At 28.4% G+C, this 20,742-nt stretch carries 19 protein-coding genes; 5 read left to right on the top strand and 14 right to left on the bottom strand.

The genetic code is table 11. The features are described from left to right. Positions 1-11 precede the first annotated feature (11 nt). From MK115_RS05925 to MK115_RS05885, 9 genes are all read right to left on the bottom strand, one after another. A complete protein-coding gene (locus tag MK115_RS05925; protein WP_287610204.1) occupies positions 12-1,784 on the bottom strand; it encodes an ABC transporter ATP-binding protein in 1,773 nt (590 codons plus the stop codon). Positions 1,785-1,794: 10 nt separating this feature from the next. After that, positions 1,795-1,935, bottom strand: coding sequence for a hypothetical protein (locus tag MK115_RS05920; protein WP_287610202.1), 141 nt, complete (start codon positions 1,933-1,935; stop codon positions 1,795-1,797). Between the two features lie 162 nt (positions 1,936-2,097). Continuing rightward, complete coding sequence (locus tag MK115_RS05915; protein WP_287610199.1) at positions 2,098-3,879, bottom strand: DEAD/DEAH box helicase; 1,782 nt, start codon at positions 3,877-3,879, stop codon at positions 2,098-2,100. 138 nt (positions 3,880-4,017) lie between these two features. After that, a complete protein-coding gene (locus MK115_RS05910; RefSeq protein ID WP_287610197.1) occupies positions 4,018-5,721 on the bottom strand; it encodes an AAA family ATPase in 1,704 nt (567 codons plus the stop codon). A 1-nt stretch (position 5,722) separates the two neighbouring features. Then, positions 5,723-9,349: a UvrD-helicase domain-containing protein gene (locus MK115_RS05905; RefSeq protein ID WP_287610195.1), complete on the bottom strand. Its 3,627-nt coding sequence runs from the start codon at positions 9,347-9,349 to the stop codon at positions 5,723-5,725. Positions 9,350-9,361: 12 nt separating this feature from the next. Then, positions 9,362-9,787, bottom strand: a complete 426-nt coding sequence (locus MK115_RS05900; protein WP_287610238.1) for a methyltransferase family protein — start codon at positions 9,785-9,787, stop codon at positions 9,362-9,364. 51 nt (positions 9,788-9,838) lie between these two features. Then, positions 9,839-13,021: an exodeoxyribonuclease V subunit gamma gene (locus MK115_RS05895; protein ID WP_287610193.1), complete on the bottom strand. Its 3,183-nt coding sequence runs from the start codon at positions 13,019-13,021 to the stop codon at positions 9,839-9,841. A gap of 17 nt (positions 13,022-13,038) precedes the next feature. Continuing rightward, positions 13,039-13,356, bottom strand: coding sequence for an MgPME-cyclase complex family protein (locus MK115_RS05890; protein ID WP_025881740.1), 318 nt, complete (start codon positions 13,354-13,356; stop codon positions 13,039-13,041). 8 nt (positions 13,357-13,364) lie between these two features. Continuing rightward, positions 13,365-14,081: a pyridoxine 5'-phosphate synthase gene (locus tag MK115_RS05885; RefSeq protein ID WP_287610190.1), complete on the bottom strand. Its 717-nt coding sequence runs from the start codon at positions 14,079-14,081 to the stop codon at positions 13,365-13,367. Between the two features lie 160 nt (positions 14,082-14,241). Here MK115_RS05885 and MK115_RS05880 point away from each other — a divergent pair, with 160 nt between their 5' ends. From MK115_RS05880 to grxD, 4 genes are read left to right on the top strand one after another with little or no spacing between them, the layout of a single operon-like run. Further along, positions 14,242-14,856, top strand: a complete 615-nt coding sequence (locus tag MK115_RS05880; protein ID WP_287610236.1) for a lysophospholipid acyltransferase family protein — start codon at positions 14,242-14,244, stop codon at positions 14,854-14,856. A gap of 43 nt (positions 14,857-14,899) precedes the next feature. Further along, positions 14,900-15,415, top strand: a complete 516-nt coding sequence (locus tag MK115_RS05875; RefSeq protein ID WP_287610188.1) for a hypothetical protein — start codon at positions 14,900-14,902, stop codon at positions 15,413-15,415. A 12-nt stretch (positions 15,416-15,427) separates the two neighbouring features. After that, on the top strand, positions 15,428-15,658 hold the full coding sequence (locus MK115_RS05870) for a BolA/IbaG family iron-sulfur metabolism protein (protein WP_011818647.1): 231 nt from the start codon (positions 15,428-15,430) through the stop codon (positions 15,656-15,658). Between the two features lie 3 nt (positions 15,659-15,661). Further along, complete coding sequence (gene grxD / locus MK115_RS05865; protein WP_025979819.1) at positions 15,662-15,985, top strand: Grx4 family monothiol glutaredoxin; 324 nt, start codon at positions 15,662-15,664, stop codon at positions 15,983-15,985. A gap of 48 nt (positions 15,986-16,033) precedes the next feature. On the opposite strand, the gene MK115_RS05860 is transcribed toward grxD, so the two are convergent. After that, complete coding sequence (locus MK115_RS05860) at positions 16,034-16,303, bottom strand: DUF6761 family protein (RefSeq protein WP_025890966.1); 270 nt, start codon at positions 16,301-16,303, stop codon at positions 16,034-16,036. An 86-nt stretch (positions 16,304-16,389) separates the two neighbouring features. Here MK115_RS05860 and MK115_RS05855 point away from each other — a divergent pair, with 86 nt between their 5' ends. Beyond that, positions 16,390-17,127, top strand: coding sequence for a response regulator transcription factor (locus MK115_RS05855; RefSeq protein ID WP_025881752.1), 738 nt, complete (start codon positions 16,390-16,392; stop codon positions 17,125-17,127). Here the strand turns inward: MK115_RS05855 and MK115_RS05850 are convergent. The 4 genes from MK115_RS05850 to MK115_RS05835 form a co-directional block, all read right to left on the bottom strand. Then, on the bottom strand, positions 17,124-17,630 hold the full coding sequence (locus tag MK115_RS05850) for a hypothetical protein (protein WP_287610177.1): 507 nt from the start codon (positions 17,628-17,630) through the stop codon (positions 17,124-17,126). The genes MK115_RS05855 and MK115_RS05850 overlap by 4 nt on opposite strands. Positions 17,631-17,645: 15 nt before the next feature. Next, complete coding sequence (gene crtH, locus MK115_RS05845) at positions 17,646-19,190, bottom strand: carotenoid isomerase (RefSeq protein ID WP_287610175.1); 1,545 nt, start codon at positions 19,188-19,190, stop codon at positions 17,646-17,648. A 24-nt stretch (positions 19,191-19,214) separates the two neighbouring features. Next, a complete protein-coding gene (trmFO, locus tag MK115_RS05840; RefSeq protein ID WP_287610173.1) occupies positions 19,215-20,627 on the bottom strand; it encodes a methylenetetrahydrofolate--tRNA-(uracil(54)-C(5))-methyltransferase (FADH(2)-oxidizing) TrmFO in 1,413 nt (470 codons plus the stop codon). Between the two features lie 6 nt (positions 20,628-20,633). Further along, on the bottom strand, positions 20,634-20,742 hold a 109-nt coding region (locus MK115_RS05835; RefSeq protein ID WP_079294138.1), incomplete at its 5' end, for a photosystem II protein Y.

Here is a 20,742-nt window from a genome sequence, read left to right as displayed (position 1 = left end):
GAAATTCTATACTAGATTCCTACTTGAACATTCCATAAATCAGCATATATTTTGTTCTGATCTAATAGTTTTTCATGTTTTCCGCTTTCAACTATTTTACCTTTATCAATAACTACAATATTATCCGCATTTTTTATAGTGCTTAATCTATGAGCTATTACTATAGTTGTTCTTTCTTTTGTGATTTTAGATAACGATTTTTGAATTAAAGCCTCTGTTTCATTATCAACTGAAGCTGTAGCTTCATCTAATATTAATATTGGAGCATCCTTTAAAACAGCTCTCGCCAAGGCAATTCTTTGACGTTGCCCGCCTGAGAGCCTTTGGCCCCTTTCCCCCACTATAGTTTTATAACCATCTGGTAATTGTTCAATAAATTTATGAGCTTCCGCAATCTTTGAAGCTTTAATAATATCTTTAAGACTTGGGTTGATTGAGCCATAAGCAATATTTTCTTGTACACTGCCATGAAATAAATAAGTTTCTTGACTTACTAAAGAAATACACTTTCTTAAATCCCTCAAATTTATTTCTTTAATAGAAACCCCATCCAAGGTTATTGACCCATTATTACTATCATAAATTCTAAGTAGTAGTTTTATTATTGTACTTTTCCCAGAACCTGTTAAACCAACAATTCCTAATGTTGAGTTATTTTCAATTTTGAAATTTATGTTTTTTAAAGTTAAATCTCGTCCAGGATAATTAAAATTTACATTATTAAAAATAATTTCTCCTTTGATATCTTTAGGTTCAATTTTTATTTTTCCATCTTTTATTTTTATAGGCGTATCTATGAGATCAATTACTCTATCTATTGAAGCCATAGATCTCTGAAAATCATCTAAAACATGCCCCAAAGTAGTTAAAGGCCATAATAGTCTTTGTGTAATAAACACTAAAAAACTATAAGTACCTACATCAAGTGTCTTATTCCAAGTTTGGAAACCTCCAATTAATAGAATCGCTATAAAAGCAAATAAAATTGCAAATCTTATAAGAGGGATAAAAGCAGAAGATAATTTTATTGCAGCCTTATTACTTCTTTGATAATCGAGACTTTCTTTATTTAATCTATTTAGTTCCCATTTTTCTTTAGTAAAACTTTTTATGGTTAGAATTCCACTTAAATTATTATTAAGCCTTGATGCCAACAGTCCAGCTTTATTTCTAACATCTCTGTATTTTGGAGCAAGCTTCCTTTGAAATTTAATTGATCCTAAAAATATAATTGGAATAGGAAAGAAAGCAAATAAAGCGATTTTTGGAGCGACAAAAATCATAGTGCCCCCAATTATTAAGACAGTTATAAATAACTGAATAATCTGATTAGCCCCTTGGTCTAGAAATCTCTCGAGTTGATTTATATCATCATTCAAAATAGATAATAGCCTTCCAGTATTATCATTTTCAAAAAAATCCATATCTAATTCCTGGATATGCTCATAAGCTTTTATTCTTAATTTATGTTGCGATAGCTGAGCCAAATTTCTCCATAAAATCGAATATAAATATTCAAAGGAGGATTCACCAGACCAAACTATTCCTGAAGCAAATGCAAGAAAAATCAATTGTGCTGGAACTTCTTTTATCCCAAAACCAGCAATCCATGAATTCTGTTCCTTAACAACGATATCCACTGCAAGACCAATTATTACAGGGGGAGCTAAATCTAATATTTTATTAATTATGGAACTAAGAAAAGCAAAAAATAGTAACCTTCTTTCTTCAATCAGATTTAAATAAAGTCTAATTATTGGATTTTGATTGTTCTTAGACCTCATAAAATAACAATTAAATTTTTCTATTATGATTTAAATTTTCTTTAGTTTCTAATTTACATTTTGTTTTTGCATCTTGATGACTTGCAGTTTGCATAAATTCTTCGTAGTAACAATCACAAGTTTCATTCGCAATTTCTTCACTATATACCATTTCTGCTTTCATCATCTCCTCTTTGACACTCTGAAGACAAAATAATTTTATGATTGAATTTTGTTTCGTTTGAGCTAAATAATAACTATTAAAGGAGTTGAATAGTATTATCAGATTCACAAAAATAAAGAAATTATATTTGCTAGCTTTCATTCTCTATCACTAGTTTCTGACTTTAATTTTTTTTAATTTATTTTTAGTTTCTCTATGCAGATCTCTGGGTAAATCTACCAAACTGTAATCATTAAAAATCTGTATCTTACCTATGGATCTACCATTTATATTAGTTGAATTACAGATTGAGGATATAATATTTGCAACTCTAACTCCATCAAATTTACCAAAGTTAAATTTGTAGGTTTCAAAAGAATCATTTTGATAATTATTTCTTCTATTTGAATTTCTCATACGATTATTACTATTTCTATTTGATCTATTTCGATCAGTATTATTTTGTTTATTAATCCAAGAATCATCTTCATTAACAAAAAATGATTTATTACCTATTACTAAATTAATCGCCGCCATTGCAATATTTGAGTCATCCATAGAGTATTTTTCTTTTAAATTATCTAGTACATCAATAATCAAAGCTTTATTTTCTTCATTTTCATCTTTAGCTAAAGAACTCTCATTAACATTATCTATAAGTTTCTCCATCCTTTTTTCATTTATTATTTTATTACTTGGTATATTAATTTCTTCAATCTTGGTTCTTGTTGAGTTTTCTAAGTTTCTTAGAAAATGTTTTTCTCTTTGATTAACAAATAAAATTGCTTCTCCTGATCTGCCTGCCCTTCCAGTTCTTCCAATTCTATGAGTATATGTTTCCTTGTCAAAAGGAAAATCGTAATTAACAACAAGTTTTATCCTCTCAACATCTAATCCTCTAGCTGCGACATCAGTTGCAACAAGGATATTAATAAATCCTTTTTTCAATCTATCTACAGTATTTTCTCTTTGATTTTGAGGTATATCTCCATTAAGTACTGCCACAGTATGACCTGAATTCTCTAAAGCTTCAGCTATTGAAGTAGTAAGTAGTTTTGTCCTAACAAAAATAATTACTCCCTCGTTATTAAGTTCTAGTATTCTTTTTAAAGCATCTAACTTATGATGCCTTTGTACATATAGAAATTTTTGCGAAATTAATTGAGTTTCTTTTTTGACACTTTTGATTAATATTTCGGCGGGATCATTTAGATATTTTTTTGCTATATTTCTTATCTCACTAGGCATTGTTGCTGAAAACAATACCATCTGCTTATTTTCCGGAAGTTGATCTATTATCCATTCAATATCTTCAAGAAAACCCATATTTAACATTTCATCTGCCTCATCTAAAACAAGACAATTTATATCTTTAATTTTAAAAGTCCCCTGCCTTATATGATCCATTATTCGGCCTGGGGTCCCAACTACTACGTCAACTTTTCTTTTTAATGCAGAAATTTGATTTCGATAGTCGGTACCTCCATATATTGCAACCGTCTTAAAATTACTAGATTCAGAACTATAACTTTTAAAAGATTCTGCCACTTGAGTTGCTAATTCTCTTGTAGGAGTCATAACTAAAACCTTGGCATTTAATTCTTTATTATCTGTAAGTTTTTCTATTAATGGTAATGCGAAAGCTGCAGTCTTTCCTGTTCCTGTTTGTGCTTGGCCTAGTAAATCCCTGCCTAACATTAGTTCGGGAATTGCAGCTTTTTGGATGGGAGTTGGATTTTTATATCCTTTATTTTTTAACGAGTTTAAGATCGATTGATTAAACCCAAAATCGAGAAATCCATTCTCATTATCATCTCCTTTCGATACTTCCAATAGTTGAGATTCAATTTCTTTTTTGTTATCTAAGTTCTTGAACTCTAGTAGGGAAGAATCTTCATTCTGAGACTTTTCCTGCTCACTACCAAGAGAGTTACTATCTTTTTTTAAAGCCATTTTAAATGCCTAATAATCTTCTGATTAGGCATTCAACAAATATCTAAATTGACTTAAATTGTTGATTAGCCTTACAGAGCCGAATTATTAATCTAACATCTTGGGGTTAAGATATTACTAATTTCTCAAAAATAAAATTTAATTTAAATAATATATATTTAAAGATTTTTTCGCTCTTGTAACAGCAGTATAAAATAACCTTCTTTCAAAATTATCTCTGCAAAAGATATTTTGATTATCTTTTTTTTCTTTTACAGCATATTGATTTCTTCTATAATTTTGGGACCACAAAATATTTACTTTTTCAGATTCACTTCCTTGAGATTTATGAATAGTAATGGCTATTGCTGGCACAACATTTTCTAAATTAGATGGATCAATTAATGCGACAATTTCTTCGTTATTATCATTAAATTTTCTAAAAAGATATTTTCTTTTATTTTTTAAACCTATAAGTACTCCGATATCCCCATTTGACAATCCAAGTTCATTATTATTTTTTGTACACATGATCGGAACACCCTCTTTAAGAGTTTTAAGGTCATAGGGTTTTTTTTGACCAAAAACAATTTCATTCAAATATTCAACACTCCATATTCCGGAATTTTTTTCGCATAAAATCAAGTGACTTTGTAAATCCAGAAATATCTTATCTACTAAATCTTTTTCATTAAGCAATAAATTATCAATACTCTCATCAAATATATATTTTTTTTTACTTAAATTTGAAGTTGAAATATTTAACTGTTTTAGATGACTTGTAATCGAAAATAATAGATCTTTTGGAATATCTTTTTCTCTACTCTTTGAAATAGTAATTTCTTTTGAATTATTATCTTTTTCTAATTCTTTTATCTTTTGATTAAGTAAAGAAAAATCATTATTAAATATTAAACTACTAATTAATGCTATATCTCCAATATTTCTATAAGTTTTTTCTAAATTTACTACACAAGATTTAATTGAACTATTATCGGAATATTCAAACAAATAATTCCATATAGAACAGTTATTTACTGGAGACAATTGATTTTTATCTCCAACTAAAATAATTTTACAGTCCTTTGCTAGCAAATTTAAAACTGATTCAATCAAATCGATATTAACCATTGACATTTCATCAATTATGAAAATATCAAGCTCTTTTAGTTTAAATTTCAACTTAAGAGATTTATTTTGAGAATTTAAAATCCATCTATGTAAAGTTTGAAATTCTATTTGGTCTAGAAATTTGCTAAAGGAAATATTTTTTTTATCATTAAGAGCTTCTTTTAAACGAGCTGTAGCTTTACCAGTTGGAGCAGACAAACCAATATTTAAAAAGTTATCAATTTGAAGGAGTTCTAGTATTAACTTTATTATTAAAGTGGTTTTACCCGTACCTGGTCCTCCTTGAAGGAAAACTAAGTTTGAATATTTAAATATATTTTTAATTTGATCAATTTTATTATCATCTTTATAAATTATTGAGTTCATTAAATTATCGGTATCTATTTTTTTTAGAAATGAATTAATAACTCTTTCTATCTTTTTTGACCATTTTGATAAGGATAATTTTCTATTTACTAATACGAATGGAGAATGAAGGGAACCAATCAAACCTATATTTTTTAGAACATCTATATGTTTATTGGGCCAGCCATCTTCTAATAATTCAAAGATTATTAAACTATTATCAACATCAATAATAGTTTCACCATTTTTTTCAAACTCTAATAAAATTCTTATTACATCTTTTACGAAATTTCCATATTTTTTTTCACTAAATTTGAAAATACCTAAGATTAAATTAAATATATGATCGTATTGGAACTTTTCAATATCTGTAGTAGTTTTAGTCATTCTAAAAAAGGTTATCTAAATAATTAATTCTTTTTAAAGGTGCTTTGCTAATAAAAATACCTGGAGATATATCTTCAGACTTAGATTTTTCAAATAATTCAAAATCTGGCAATCCCTTTAAAAACAAATAAATATATCCTCCTAGATGTTTATGTGGTTGATAATTTTTAAGTCGCCACTTTAATAATCTATGCAATGCTAATAAATAAAGATGAGATTGCAATGGATAATGATGTTTAATCATTTCATTTCTCATGTTTTCATAGTTATAGTTTCTTGGTAAACAATCACTATTATCACTACCAGAAATCAAATTACTTTTCCAATCAATTACCCACCATTTACTATCTTCTAATTTATTTCCTACAGGGAAAACACAATCAATACATCCTGAATGAAAGCCTTTATTCATAATTTGAAGATCATTTATTTTATTTGCATATTCTTCACCAAATTCATATTCCTGATCTAAAAAAAAGCAATTTGATATATCATTAGAATTAATATTTCTACCTTCATAAGATAGGGTTAAATCATATTTGAGTTCCTTAATTAAGTATTCATTTGGAATATCAACTAGTTTCTTATTTTGTAATTCTCTTCCTAAAGATATATTTATGATTCTTAAAATCGCATCTTTTACTTTAAAAGCCAAAGAAGTATCGATTTGATGAAAGTTCAATTCCTCAATAATTAAATCAATTAATTCTTGATTATTATCGTTTCTAAATTCAAATCTTTCTATTATTTTGTGCAGGCAAGTCCCAGCAATAGTTCCTTTTGGAAATTCACTTAAGGGATTTGGATAAGAAAAATAATTAGGATAATTCTTTGAATTCTTAAAATTAGAATCTTTGATAATTGATATATTATCTTCATAATCCTTATATTGATTAATGACTGCATCAATATTTTTATCTTTACGTATCCAAGAAGAATAACTTGAATAAGAAATAAATTGATCAGAATTAAATACATTAGATATTTTTTTATTAACGTTATCGATTTTCCAAAGATTATTATTCAATCGGTTGGTTTGGAACTTAGAAAAAATTTCTTTTATTTTCTCTTTTTCTATCCTGACTTCAAAAGTAGACTTATAAATATTGATATTTTCCAAATTATTAAGTAAATCATTATTTAAAATATTATTTGTATCCTCTAAATCATTAAAAACAATAAGTTTATATTTGCTCCTTGTAAGTGCTACATAAATTAACCTCTCACTCTCTTTAAATAAATCTTCTTCTTCTATTAATTTAAATTTTTCAACCTTCGCGTAATTATTAGAAATATTAACGTATATATTTCTATCAATATTTGATTTCCAAAGAGGTCCTTTAATTTTATTTGACTTATTTGAAATAATTGAGAGATATGGACATAGGACTATTTCAAATTCGAGGCCCTTACTACTATGAATGGTAGAAAGATTTATTCCATTTTGAAGATTATAATCTTTCGTCAAAAAATCTTCTCCAGTAGAAATTCTTAAAATATGATCTAACTGATTTTTATACCAGTTGAAGACTATATTGAGATCAAAATCATTATTTATTAATTCTATTTCAACAATTTCTGAAAGTTGAAATAAATTTGAATTTAAATCTGAATCTTGAATAATCGAGGATGACTTGTAATTTATAAGTAGTTCATTAACAATGTTTAAAAAACCTTTTTCTCTTAGTTCTTGGGACCAAGTAATGCATTTATTAATTAAAATTTCTAAATTATTACTAATTCCATGATCAAGTAAATCTTCTAATTTTATTTCTATAAACTTTGAAGTAGCAAGCAAAGTTATATTTTTTAAAGACCTCGGATTTAATAAACATTCAATGAATAAAAATAGTAGAGAACTTGCTTCTGTATCAAAAATATTTTGTTTATTTTGAATTTTGCATGGGAGGTTAAACTGATTTAATTTTTTTTTAAAATCTAAGCATTGCGAATTATTTAATGTAAGAATCGCAATTTTATTAATATCAATTTCTTTATTATTTAAAATAAAGTTAACTATGTAATGAGTTACAAGATCCTCTATATCAGTCTCTTTTTTTGAAAATTCTACAATTTCAAATACATCCTTAAATTTAAATTCAGGATTAATATTTTCATTAATTCTTGAGGTTAATTTACTATAGTTTAGTTTTGATTGTTTAAGTCCATTCTTATAAAGTTTATTAAGAACATCGATTAACTTTTTTGAGGATCTATAGTTATCTGTAAGACTAAAAACTTCGATTGCATTAGATCTTGCATCTAAGTAAGTTTCAATATCTCCACCTCTAAATTTGTAAATCGCTTGTTTTGGATCACCTACGCAAAGTAAAAAATGATTTTTTGTATTAAAGAACTTTTTTATTAAATTCCACTGAGTAATATCTGTATCTTGGAACTCATCAACTAAGACACATTTAAATCTTTTTTGAATTTTAGATAGAGTATTACTATTACTAATTTCCGAATCTAGAAATGTATTTTCTACAGTCTTTATAAGATCATTGAAGTTGAAAATAGAAAAACTTTTCTTTAATTCAATTAATTTTATATAAGCTAATTGGGTAAATATTCTTACAAATTCAGTAAAGAAACCTTCTTTTATTTTATAAATTTTATCTTGTAATAAATTAAATTTAGTAAAATCTAATTTTAGATTATGTTTATTAATTTCTTTAGATATATTTTCAATGTAAAAATATTTAGATAAAAGATCATCCTTAGAAATATCATATATAAAATCAATAACATTTTTAGAATTAAGCCTTTTGTTAATCTCTTCAATCCAACAATTTATTTGATTAAACTTATCATTTCTTGGTTTTGCAGCATATATTTGACTTTTTCCACCACTCTCCTTAATTAATTTTCCCAACTCTATGAGTTGTAAAAATAATTCCTTACCTTTCTTATTCCATTCAAAACAAAACTCATTCCAATTTAAATAAAAAAATTCATTAAAATAATTATTTAAATCAATAATCTTATATTTATTATTTATTTGAAATTTACAGATATTTTCTTGATCTATATTTTTTAAAATTTCTACAAAAAATGACTTATTGATCCTACTTCCAAATCTAGAACTTATTTTTTTTTTGTTGACTGCTGAAATAAGCTCATGATTAAGATTCAGAAAATCATCAATCCACAAATTATCTATTACATCTTTATACAAATTATCAATATTATTCTCAATATATGGATCTTGAGTTACACCTATTTCAATACTATATTCATCAATAATATTATTACAAAAAGCATGGAAAGTAGTTACTTTTAACTTATAGAATTGATTTATAAAATTATCAATTTCGGAAATTATTTTTTCCTTAGATTTATCTTTATCCTTAAAATTTAGATACCAATCCTTAAGAGTATTATCTATCTTACTTTCATTATGACTTTGCAAATATAATTTTAAATTATGAAATCTCGAGAGTATTTTATCTCTTAATTCAGAACAAGTATTTTTTGTAAAACTTAGCAAGAGTATCTCATCTGGTTTAACTTTTTTCTCCAAAACATTTCTTAAAACTATGTGAGCCAAAGTAAAACTTTTACCAGTTCCTGCACTTGCTTCTACTAATTTAAACTTATTATCTAATTTAATTTGATTAATATCCATTTCTTTATTAAATTAAACTTTGACCTCATTTTTATAAAGTAAGTAATTCTTAAATTTATTCATTAAATATTTCTCTTCCAAGGCAATCTTAAATTTAATTATTAAAGCTAAACTTATTGTCAAAAATAAATAATAAATAGATAATTTTATTATAAAAACTCCAATGGAAATAAATATTAAAGAATAGTACATAGGATGACGCGTAAATCGATAAATACCTGTAGTAACTAGATTGCTATTGTTTATAGGTCTTGGGAAAGGGGATAAATTTCTACCTAAGTCTTTAATTGAAACTAACATTATTATGAAAGCGATTATGATAATTAAAATACCCAGGAAATAAGAAAAAGGACTTGCTTGAATTATTTGTTTTTGTGGAAGAAATTCCCATTGAAAAAAATGAAGACTAATAATAAAGAACTGTAAAAAAACAAGCATTAGATCATAAGCAGCTTTAAAAAAATTTTTTAACTGAAATTTAGACATTTTTTATTTCTTTAATGCTTTAATTAGAGGACCATATAATCTGTATGATAATTGATCAAAATTATTATTTCCAAGAAAGAAATCTGGTTCTTTTTCATTACCAAAACACATTTTCATTTCGATATTATCTCTTTCTCCTTTAGAAAAATTTTTATTACCAATCCATTTATCTGTAAAAGCTTTTTTTTCATTTTTTGATTTTATTTTTGCTTCTACATATTTATAAGCACTTTCTGGAGGAAGAGGTAAACATTTTTCAGAATAATTTTTAAAAATATTTATGTACTCCTCCAAAATTAGATTTGATTCAGTTGCTCCGGGTGATTGAATAATTTGCGATTTATAATTATTTTCTGTTCTAAAAATTACTTTAGTCCTTTTTATATTCCTCTTTAAAGAAGAAATAAAGAGTAATTTTATCCAAGCCTCAGTCAAACGACTTAAACTTAACTTCGCATTAATTAATTCAATTACGGTGTCATCAGCGATTAAATATTCTTCTTTATTCGCATTTAACTTAACATAGATTTTATTAATCTTATTATGTTGACTCAAACTTGCAGATAGACTGCTTAATAAGTCTTTGATTTCTTTTTCTTTTGTAAAAATACTATTTTTGGGCATAATAATACCATTTTCAGCCAATTGATCATTAATATTTAATTCATTTAAATCATCAATAATATTATGATTATCAATCTCTACTTGCTGGATTATTTTTGTAATTAGTTGCGACTTTTGCAGATTGCTTACATACTCCTCGTCTGGATGATGAATAAATATTTCCTTGGGAGAAATATTGTTTTTATTAAGCCAATATTTTTGTGGAGTCTTGAACCAATAAATCAATTCTGATAATTTGTAATTTTTAATATCAGATTTTTTTTCATTCCAATTTATATCTTCTATTAAAGAATAATTACTTTTAACAATCTTAGATTTATCAAGATCAATTATTTCATTTTTATTTAAATCAGAATCTTTAATTATTAGTTCTCTTTGGCTTTGGTTTAAGAAACTATCAAAAAAAGAAATTAACTCTTTTATAGGAAAAGAAACATCTAATTTTTTATTGTCTTTATCATTTTTTACCCAAGTAACTATAAATTTATCTCTGCAGGCAATTAACAACTCCAGAAATGCATATTTCTCTCTTTCAAAAACAGATGGATCACCCAAATGATATTTGTTTTTTAATAAATTAATGTTTTCACTCTTTGGTAATTTTGGATAATTAACACTATTCATGTCTATTAGGAAGATAACCTTATGTGGAATATGCCTTGAATTCTCAATATCACTTACTAGGATCTTGTTGACTCGTGATTTGCTTTGATATTTAACTTTATTTATGCAAGAAATTAATATTTCTCTAAAAACTTTTAACAAGATAAGATCATCAGGTATTAAAGGTATTGCGTGATTATCAAGAATTCTATTTATTTCACTTATTTCTAAATTGAAATTTGCATTAGAATCAGCAATACTTTTTAATATAAACTTTATCTTTTCAACCCAATTCGAGTAAGAAAAAGATCCCCTTATCAAATTAATATATTTTTTTAAATGAATTAATATTTTAACCCATTTATTCAAATCCAAACTTATATTTTTATAGCTAAATGGTTTTAAATTAAAAGTACTTAAATTTACTTCTTTGTCATAAATTAAGCCTAAAGTAATTCTATTTATACACCAATCTAGAGTATTTTTCTCTTCACCTAATCTTTCTTTATCATCTAATCCCCAATGAAACCCCGCTTGGGTAAGTAAGAAAATAATTTCATCCTTCTCAGTAATATTAAAATCAAAAATGTTCTGAGTTACTTTTTTCGAAAGAATATAATCTATTTTTTCAAGTGTAATTTTTTCACTTGCTATTTCAGTGATGTCAATTAGAAATTCATAAATGCCTGAAGAGTCATGATTATCCTCATCAATAAAAAAATAAGGTATCTTTTCACCATTAATTAACTCATTATTAAAGATGTACCTTAGATAAGGTTTAATTAAATTAGTTTGTGGAGATAAAACAGCAATATCACTATATTTAATATTCTCGCAAGAATTTATTATTTCTATAATTTTATTTCTTAAATATTCAAATTGACTATTCTGATTAAAATGCTCACAAAGTAATATTGAATCATCCCTTTCACTTACTATAAAATCAACGCTATTATTATCAATTAGTCTTTTTTGTATTTGATTAAGAAGAGGAATATCTTTCTTATTATGAAAATTAGTTGTTGGATCGAGATAAATAAGATTATTTTTTAAATTTATACCTTCTTTATAAATATTTTCATCAATTAATTTCTGAAAGTTTGCTCCAAATTTACCAAATATTTTCTCTATATTTGTATTATTTAAATTCAATTTACTTTCATTATCATCAAATTCCAACTCACCTTCAAGACAATTTATTCTATTCCATAAATCTTCTCCAGGAGATAATAAATACAAATTTACCTTAATAAATTTTGAAAGTTCTGAATAAAAATTAATATGTAGTTTAGATAAGTTATTATCTGAAAAAATATAAATTTGATTTGGTACTTGAAATTGAACGTTTTTAATTTTTCTTAAATTCTTTATTACTTCAATCATGTATAAACATGATGGCTTTTCAGATATCTTTTCCTCTAATAATTTATATAAAATAGGTTGCCAAAATTGATCTGAGTTTAAATTCTTAAATAGATTAGATGAATTAATTTCATATCTATTCCATTGAGCAATCATTTCAGGTCTAAAAATCAGATAATCAATAAAATTATTCGTGATCTTTTTTGTCAGATTATATATGTCTCCATCAATTGTCTTTTTATTATCCAAATATTTATTAATCCAATTTCTAAGCGGAAATGATTCTTTAAAGCTATTTAATTCTTCCAAGGAATCAATAATGCCCCATTTAATTGACTCAAAATTCCATGCGCTCATATCAATTGCAGGGAAAAAATTTGTCAATAAAGATTCGGTATACGTTGATATTGTCTTTAATTCATAAAGAGCACTTATTTTGTTTTTTATAGTTATTTGTTCACGTAACCAATTCCCCAAAAAGTAATTGGGGACTACTATTTCTAATTTCTCATTTATAGGCGGAGGACATATTTTTAATTCCTCTGCTAACAGCTCACTAATTACTTCAATTTTATTTGACTTATAAAGATTGAGCAATTTACTAGATGGTTATATTACTCAACTTTAAATGGATCAATTATTTCTGCATTAGGACATTCGAATTCCCCCACAGCAACAAACTCTAAACGAAGCTTTAAGAAAGTTATAAATTTTTTATCAGTCGATAAAACAACTGCTGGGGTAGATGGAATTTTTGCTTTTAGATCAGCAAATTGGGTGGTTTGCAAAAATGATGGATTTTTTAAGAGCCAAAAATCTATTTCTTTATTATTTTCTTTATAGTTCCTCATCCTCTCTTTCAAAATTTCATCAAGTGGTTCTTCAACTGTTAAAAACTTTTCACTTGCCGCAACGAAAAAGTATGTTGTCATTTTGAAATTTAATTTGATGTAATAAGGGACTTCATTTCACGTACAGACTTTTCTAATCCTATCGCTAAAGCCCTTGCAACAATACTATGACCTATGTTTAACTCGTTCATATTGTTAATTGATGCAATTTTTTTAACATTATTGTAGTTAAGGCCATGACCAGCATTAACAACTAATCCAAGGTCATTTGCTAAATGTGTAGACTCTATAATCCTTTGGAGCTCTTTATATTGTTCAGATCCCGATAGTTCAGCATATTTTCCAGTATGTAATTCTATAAAATCAAACCCTATTTCTTTGGAATAATTTATCTGTTCACCAAGAGGATCAATAAATGCACTTACTTCTATATTTGAATCCTTTAAATTCCCAACAGCCTTCTTAAGGTATTGCACATTACTTTTTAAATCCAACCCGCCTTCAGTAGTAACTTCCTCTCTTTTCTCGGGTACAAGCGTTACATAATCGGGAAGAATTTTTTTGGCAATTTCTAACATTTCTTCTGTAGCAGCCATCTCTAAATTGAGTTTTGTTTTTATAGTCTCTTTCAGAAGGAATACGTCCCTATCTTGTATATGTCTTCTATCTTCTCTTAGATGCACTGTTATGGAATCTGCCCCTCCTAATTCAGCTAAAAAAGCAAATTGCACAGGGTCAGGCTCGACAGTTTTCCTTGCTTGCCTTACATTTGCAATATGATCAATGTTTACTCCTAAAGTAGCCATAATTTTGAAAATCTTAGTTTCTAGACAATCTAGTAACCGCCCAATAATAGCTAATAAAAAAAGGCAAACACTTAAATTATTAATATATAGTAAATAGAACTTGAAGAAGAATTCCTTAAATATTTGGCATAAAATCAACCCTGTATTGGGATTTATTGCAATGTTCGTTACTCAGGACGTTGTTTTGAGATTCTTTTTTAGAAAAAAGAAAATATTAAAAAATGGTTTTTCGATTCCCATAAATTCCTCTATCATTTTGGCTCCAACCCACAGATCAAGATGGGACGGCTTAATACTCACAATGGCAATGGGTAGAAGGGTAACAAAAAAGGATTGTAGATTTATGGTTACTAAATCCGAAATGAGAGGAATACAAGGTTGGTTTTTAAAAAGACTTGGATGTTTTTCAATAAATCAATTATCGCCATCTCTCTCAGCTTTAAGATATGCGATTGATCTTATAGAAAAAGGAGAACAACTAGTTGTTTTCCCCGAAGGAAAGATTAATAGATATGGAAAAAAATTAGTTCTCAAAGAAGGACTATATAGATTAGCTAGATTAGCTACCAAAAAAACAACCTCTATTACTATTATTCCAATTGGAATTGCTTACAGCAAAATACCTCCGAACTTTAGGGGCGAATTTTGTTTATCCTTTGGAAAACCAATACCAATTAATGATTACTCAAACTTTACTATCAAGGACTTTAATAAATTTCTAAATGAAAAAATGACTCAAGAGGAAGAAAAAGCATTAAAAAATGTAGGTAGATGAATCTGCAATAAGTTACTATGAATTTTAATAATTGAAAAAGAAAATGAAATTCTTAAAATTAATCCCAATTTTATTTATATTTTTTGGAAATGTTCCTTACAAAAATGAAGTTCATGCAGAAATAAAGAATCCAGAAGACTTCAGAGTACTCTCAAATGAGAGTAAAAAGCTTTCCATCTCAAACGTTGAATATTTTATAAAAGAAGGTGATAAATATATTAAAAACGGGGATTTTGAAAAAGCTAAGGATTTTTATTTAGACGCTAGAAAATTAGCAAAGCAACTTGCGTCTTTTTATTCTGATCTAAATTCATCGTTCAAAGGAATTGATGCGAGAATACCAAATGAAATGCAAAGGAAAGGTAAGCAAACATTACAAATTTTGGCAGAATCAAATGAGAGATTAGCCTCTATGTATATAAAAACTGAAAAGCCTGAGGTTGCAGTACCCTTACTTGTTGAAACAATTAGAATAATGTCACCTAATAGCCCTGAAGGTAAAGAAGCTTATGAAAGATTGATCCAACTAGGATTTGTTGAGACAAAATACAAAGGTTAATTAAAATTTACTATGATTACGAAAACAGAAGTTATTAAATTAATCACTAAAAAAATCCCAAGTTCCCAAGTTTTTGTTGAAAACCTTAAGGGAAATGATCATTTGCAAGTAACTGTAATTGCATCTGAATTCAATGGATTATCATTAGTTAAACAACACCAGCTAGTATATTCTGCTTTGAAGGAAGAATTAGCTTCAGAGGCTATCCATGCACTGGCATTAAAAACAGAAACTCCAAATTGAATTATGGACAACCTAACAAAAGATAAAATACAAAAACTGATTGAATCTAATCCAGTGATGGTTTTCATGAAAGGGACAAAATTAATGCCTCAATGCGGTTTTTCCAACAATGTAGTTCAAATACTAAATTCTTTAGGGGTAGAATTTGGTACGTTTGATGTTTTAAGTGATTTCGCTATAAGAGAAGGTATCAAAGAATATTCAGATTGGCCAACAATTCCTCAAGTTTACTTAAAAGGAGAATTTCTTGGTGGATCAGACATTCTTATTGAGATGTACAACTCTGGATCTCTTAAAGAAAAAATAGAAATTGAATTAGCGTCTTAAGACAATTAGTGAGTATAAATACTGTATTGGTTAATAAAAATTAATATTTTAAATCCTTTTTTTATCAAAAAAACCTTTATTTCCATCTCCATCTGGATCAATAAAACTTGACGGATCTAAAATCCATCTTTCAATTAATCTTTCTAATTTCTCTTGATCCTTTTGCTCTAAACTACTGCAATTCCTTAATGCTTGGAGATAACCATCACTATATAATTTAAGATCAGATGGCGTATGAAAACGAGTAACTAAGTCCTGGCAACTATCGCAAATTGACTGAAAGTGACGAATTGCTTTAGGGTTTTCAAATGATGTCATAATTCGATAAATTCTGATTTTTATTTTGCATTTGTTATACCTTATTAAGAACGATCAAAAATTGCCTGGCCAAACAGTAATTAAGAATGCAATCAACTGAGCAAATCTTAGCTTCAACTCCTGGCAGTTCACAATTGCCTACGAGCTCTCAAACCCCCTCAAGAGTTCTAGTTGTTGAACCTCACCCCACACTTAGAACAGTCCTTGTGCAAAGGCTTCGCCAAGATGGCCATTTAGCTGCAGCAGTAGGTACAGCTGCAGAAGCTATTGACTTATGCAGAGAACAATCACCTGACTTATTAGTTAGCGCAGAAATCCTCGAGCAGAATACTGCAATGAGACTAGCCCAACAACTTGGGTCTTCAGTCATAGTTTTAACGGCAAGATCAGGTGTTGAAGCATTAGTAAATCTATTAGATGAAGGGGCAGATGATGTTCTCAGAAAACCTTTTGGACTTGAAGAGCTTGCAGCACGATGCAGAACACTCTTAAAAAGGGGAAGGATAGGATTACAAGAAAAAGTTGAGGTTGGACCTTTAGAGGTTCATCTTCTTTTAAGACAAGTTACTCTAAGCGAGAAGCCCGTAGAATTAAGCCCTAGGGAGTTTGCACTGCTTTGCGCTCTTTTGATGCCACCTGGAATGGTAAGAAGTCGTCAAGAGCTCTTAAGGATGGCCTGGCCGCCCTTCAGTGGTGGTCCTAGGTCTGTAGATACTCAGGTATTAACTTTGCGGAGAAAATTAGAACAGGCTGGATTGGGAGAAGGTGGGGGAATAACCACTGTTAGACAACAAGGTTATAGATTCAGTATTGATAATATTTAATTTAGAAAAGCAAAAAGTTCACCAATAATCATTAAAACTGATAGTAATGTCAGTAATTTATATGTCCATAGTGGTGATATGTAAGATATTTCATTAATATCAATCCCAGTATTACTGGAAACAATTAATAAAAATTTTTCAAATTTTTCCACTCTTTGTGGGACAAGAAAATTATCACCTTGAAAAGTATTAAAGTAATAAACTTTACTACCCTGACTGGTTGGCAAAGATTTGATTAATTTAATATCTTTCCAAGAAATCTCCCAATTTTTTTTTCCTAAGAATTTAGAAATAAAGCTACTTTTATATGAAATTTTATTACTGCAAGTTTCTACATAATCACTAGTGATATTGATTATCAAATAAAGTCCTAGGGCAAAAATTATAATAGAGGGGATTTTTAATTTTTCGATTGAAATAAATGGTAAAGGAATTGTAAGCGCTAAATAAAGAGAAATTAACGAACTTTTCACAAAAAAAAGAGTTTTAAATTTTTCTATCATTTCAGAAGGATCCTTTTAATCGGGCAATTTAAAACTGTTTATGTTTAACTTTGCACCTATTTTGTGAGCGCATGCGTATCCACTAAAAGCAACTGCATTTAGGCCTTGGCCAGGGAAGCATGAATCCCCTACACAATAAAGGTTTTGAATTTTTGTAGTGTTGAAAGGCATTGGCAAAAGTCCAAGCAACTTTTTACTGGGAATTGGCCCATAACTACCTTCATATCTTCCAAGAAACTTTTTATGAGTTTTGGGAGTACCAATTTCTTTGTGATCAATATTTTGTTCAAGATTAGGAAGAATAGTTGATATTTTTTCAACAAGAAAAGAAAAATATTTTTCTTTCTTTTGCAAATATTCTTTCCTTGATAGGCCTTCCCATTCACTCATCGATGAAGGAGTAAATGCATGTACGATATGTTTACCTTCTGGAGCCAAAGACGAGTCAAGCAAAGTAGGTATAGAAACAAAAATAACTCCCTTTTCGCTTTCTAATTCATCCCAATTTTCAACGATTATATGATGACAATTAAAATTATCGGATATTAGATTTTTTTCTACTCCAAGGTGAATCGAAACAAAAGAAGGTGAGGGTTTATAAGTTTCTGACCACTTATATTCACTTTTTGGCACGTTTTTACTAGAAATTAATCCTTTAGTATTATCTTTTAATCCAAATGTATCCCATCTAGTGGAGTTGGATACAATAATATTTGAATATATCTCTTCCCCATTTGAGAGCTTAACTCCTACCGCTTTCTCATCCTTTAAGAGGATTTCAGTCACATTGGCTTTATATCTAACTTTTCCTCCTAATTTTTCAATACCAGAAACAAACTTCTCTGCTATCGTTCCAACTCCCCCTTTTGGATAATTTATCCCCCCAGCATGCCTATCTGTAAATACCATTCCCGCATTAATCATAGGGGTTTTTAGAGCTGGCATTACAGACCAACAAAAACATTCGATATCGATAAATTTTAAAAGTTCAGGATCTTTTATAAACTTTCTCGCAACATCTCCTGCATTTACTGGTAACCATCTAGCTAACCCTAAACAGGATAATGGAGATTTAAAGAAAACTTTAAAAAGATAACTTGGATCCTCTATTGATAAAAGAGGCATTGAATCTAAACATTTAAATACACTTGCACAAGTATCATAGAATTTCTTGATACCTTTTTTTTCCTTGGGGAAACTAGCTGATAATTTGCTTATAAATTGCTCATAATTTTTATCTACAGAAATATTAAAGTTATGTGGTAAGTGATATTCCAGTTGAACAGGATCGGGAATAGTTTCGCATTTTTCATTCACATCTTTCAAAGCACGAGTTAATAAATTGGTATAACCTTTCTCTCCAAATCCAAAAATCATTGAAGCCCCTACATCAAAGGTATAGCCTTTTCTCTTAAAAGAGCCTCCACTCCCGCCTGGAATAATATATTTTTCAAGAACTAATACTTGAGCTCCTTTCGCCGCCAATTGTGAAGCAGTTACTAACCCTCCTATTCCTGAGCCAATAATAATTGCATCGAAATTTTCCTTATTTAATTCCATTTTTTGGATCTTTGATAATTAATCTTAGTAAATTTTGCTGAGTAAGTGGTCTTTATCAAAACAAGAATCTAGTTTATTTTTAAAGTCATTCAAGGCTTCTGTAGATCTTTCTTGATAAGCTTTGTACCTTAATCTTTTATCTTTTATTCTTTTAGTTAGTTCTGGAACTAAACCAAATGAAGCAGGCATTGGTTGGAATTTATTCTTTTTCTGATTAGATAATATTTGATTTTTGTTACTGATAAAATTCATTAGAGAACCAATCATTGATTCATCAGGAAAACTTACTGGTTTTTTACCCTTAGCTAATAAGGATGCATTTATTCCTGCAAGCAAGCCCCCTGCTGCTGCTGCTGCATAACCTTCCGTCCCCGTTATTTGACCCGCAGCAAAAAGATTTTCTCTTTTCATAAATTGCAATGTTGGTAAAAGTAATTTTGGAGATTCTAAAAAAGTATTTCTATGCATTACTCCAAAACGTACAAACTCAGCCTTTTCTAAACCAGGAATCATCCTAAATATTCTTTTTTGCTCAGACCATTTGAGGTTAGTTTGAAAACCTACCATATTTAGTAATTTCCCTTCTAAATCTTCTTTCCTTAATTGGACAACTGCATGAGGTCGCTTTTTTAATCTATTTTCCCTATCAAATAAATCTCCCCATTTTGGATTCCACAACCCAATAGATTTCAATGGTCCGTATCTCATTGTATCAACTCCTCTTCTAGCAATTTCTTCAATTGGTAAGCAAGCTTCAAAGAAATTAGCTGATTCTTTCTCAAAGTCTTTTAAATTAGCTTGTTCTCCTTCTATTAGTTCATTTCTGAAATGGATGTAATCATTTTTATCCATAGGGCAATTAAGATATGCCGGATCTCCTTTGTCGTATCTACTAGCTTTAAATACAATCTCTTGATCAATAGTATCTCCATAAATAATAGGACTAGCGGCATCAAAAAAATGACACGCATCAATACCTGTAAAAGCTTGAATTTTATAGGATAATTCATCCGCAGTTAATGGGCCAGTTGCGAGGATCGTTATATTTTCTTTGCTTGGGAGATCTAATTGTTCAAATCTCATAATTTCAATTAAAGGATGATTAGATAAAGCATCAGTTAAAGCAATACTAAATTTAGATCTATCAACAGCCAAAGCACTTCCAGCAGGAACAGCAAATTTATCTGCTGTTTGAACTATCAATGATTTAAAAATTCTAAGTTCTTTTTGCAATAAACCTGCAGCTCTATCAGGACTTAAAGCTCCAAAACTATTACTACAAACCAATTCTCCAAATTCACCAGTATGGTGCGCTGGAGTTGATTTGATAGGTCTCATTTCAACTAATTTAACCGGTATGCCAGCACTAGCTACTTGCCAAGCAGCTTCTGATCCCGCAAGACCAGCTCCAATAACTATTACTTCTTTATCAATCAAATTAAATTAATCCTTGCCCAAAAAGTCCCTATTGAATTGCTCTCTTGCTGGTTTTTGTATATTGAATATAACCCATGCCAAAGCAGCGATGATAGGTGCAAAAACTACGATTGTT

Origin of the sequence: Prochlorococcus sp. ALOHA_ZT_50 (genome assembly GCF_022447305.1) — a bacterium.
Classification (GTDB): domain Bacteria; phylum Cyanobacteriota; class Cyanobacteriia; order PCC-6307; family Cyanobiaceae; genus Prochlorococcus_A.
The sequence above is the reverse complement of the archived record's forward strand: the minus strand, read 5'-3'. Positions and strand labels throughout refer to the sequence as shown.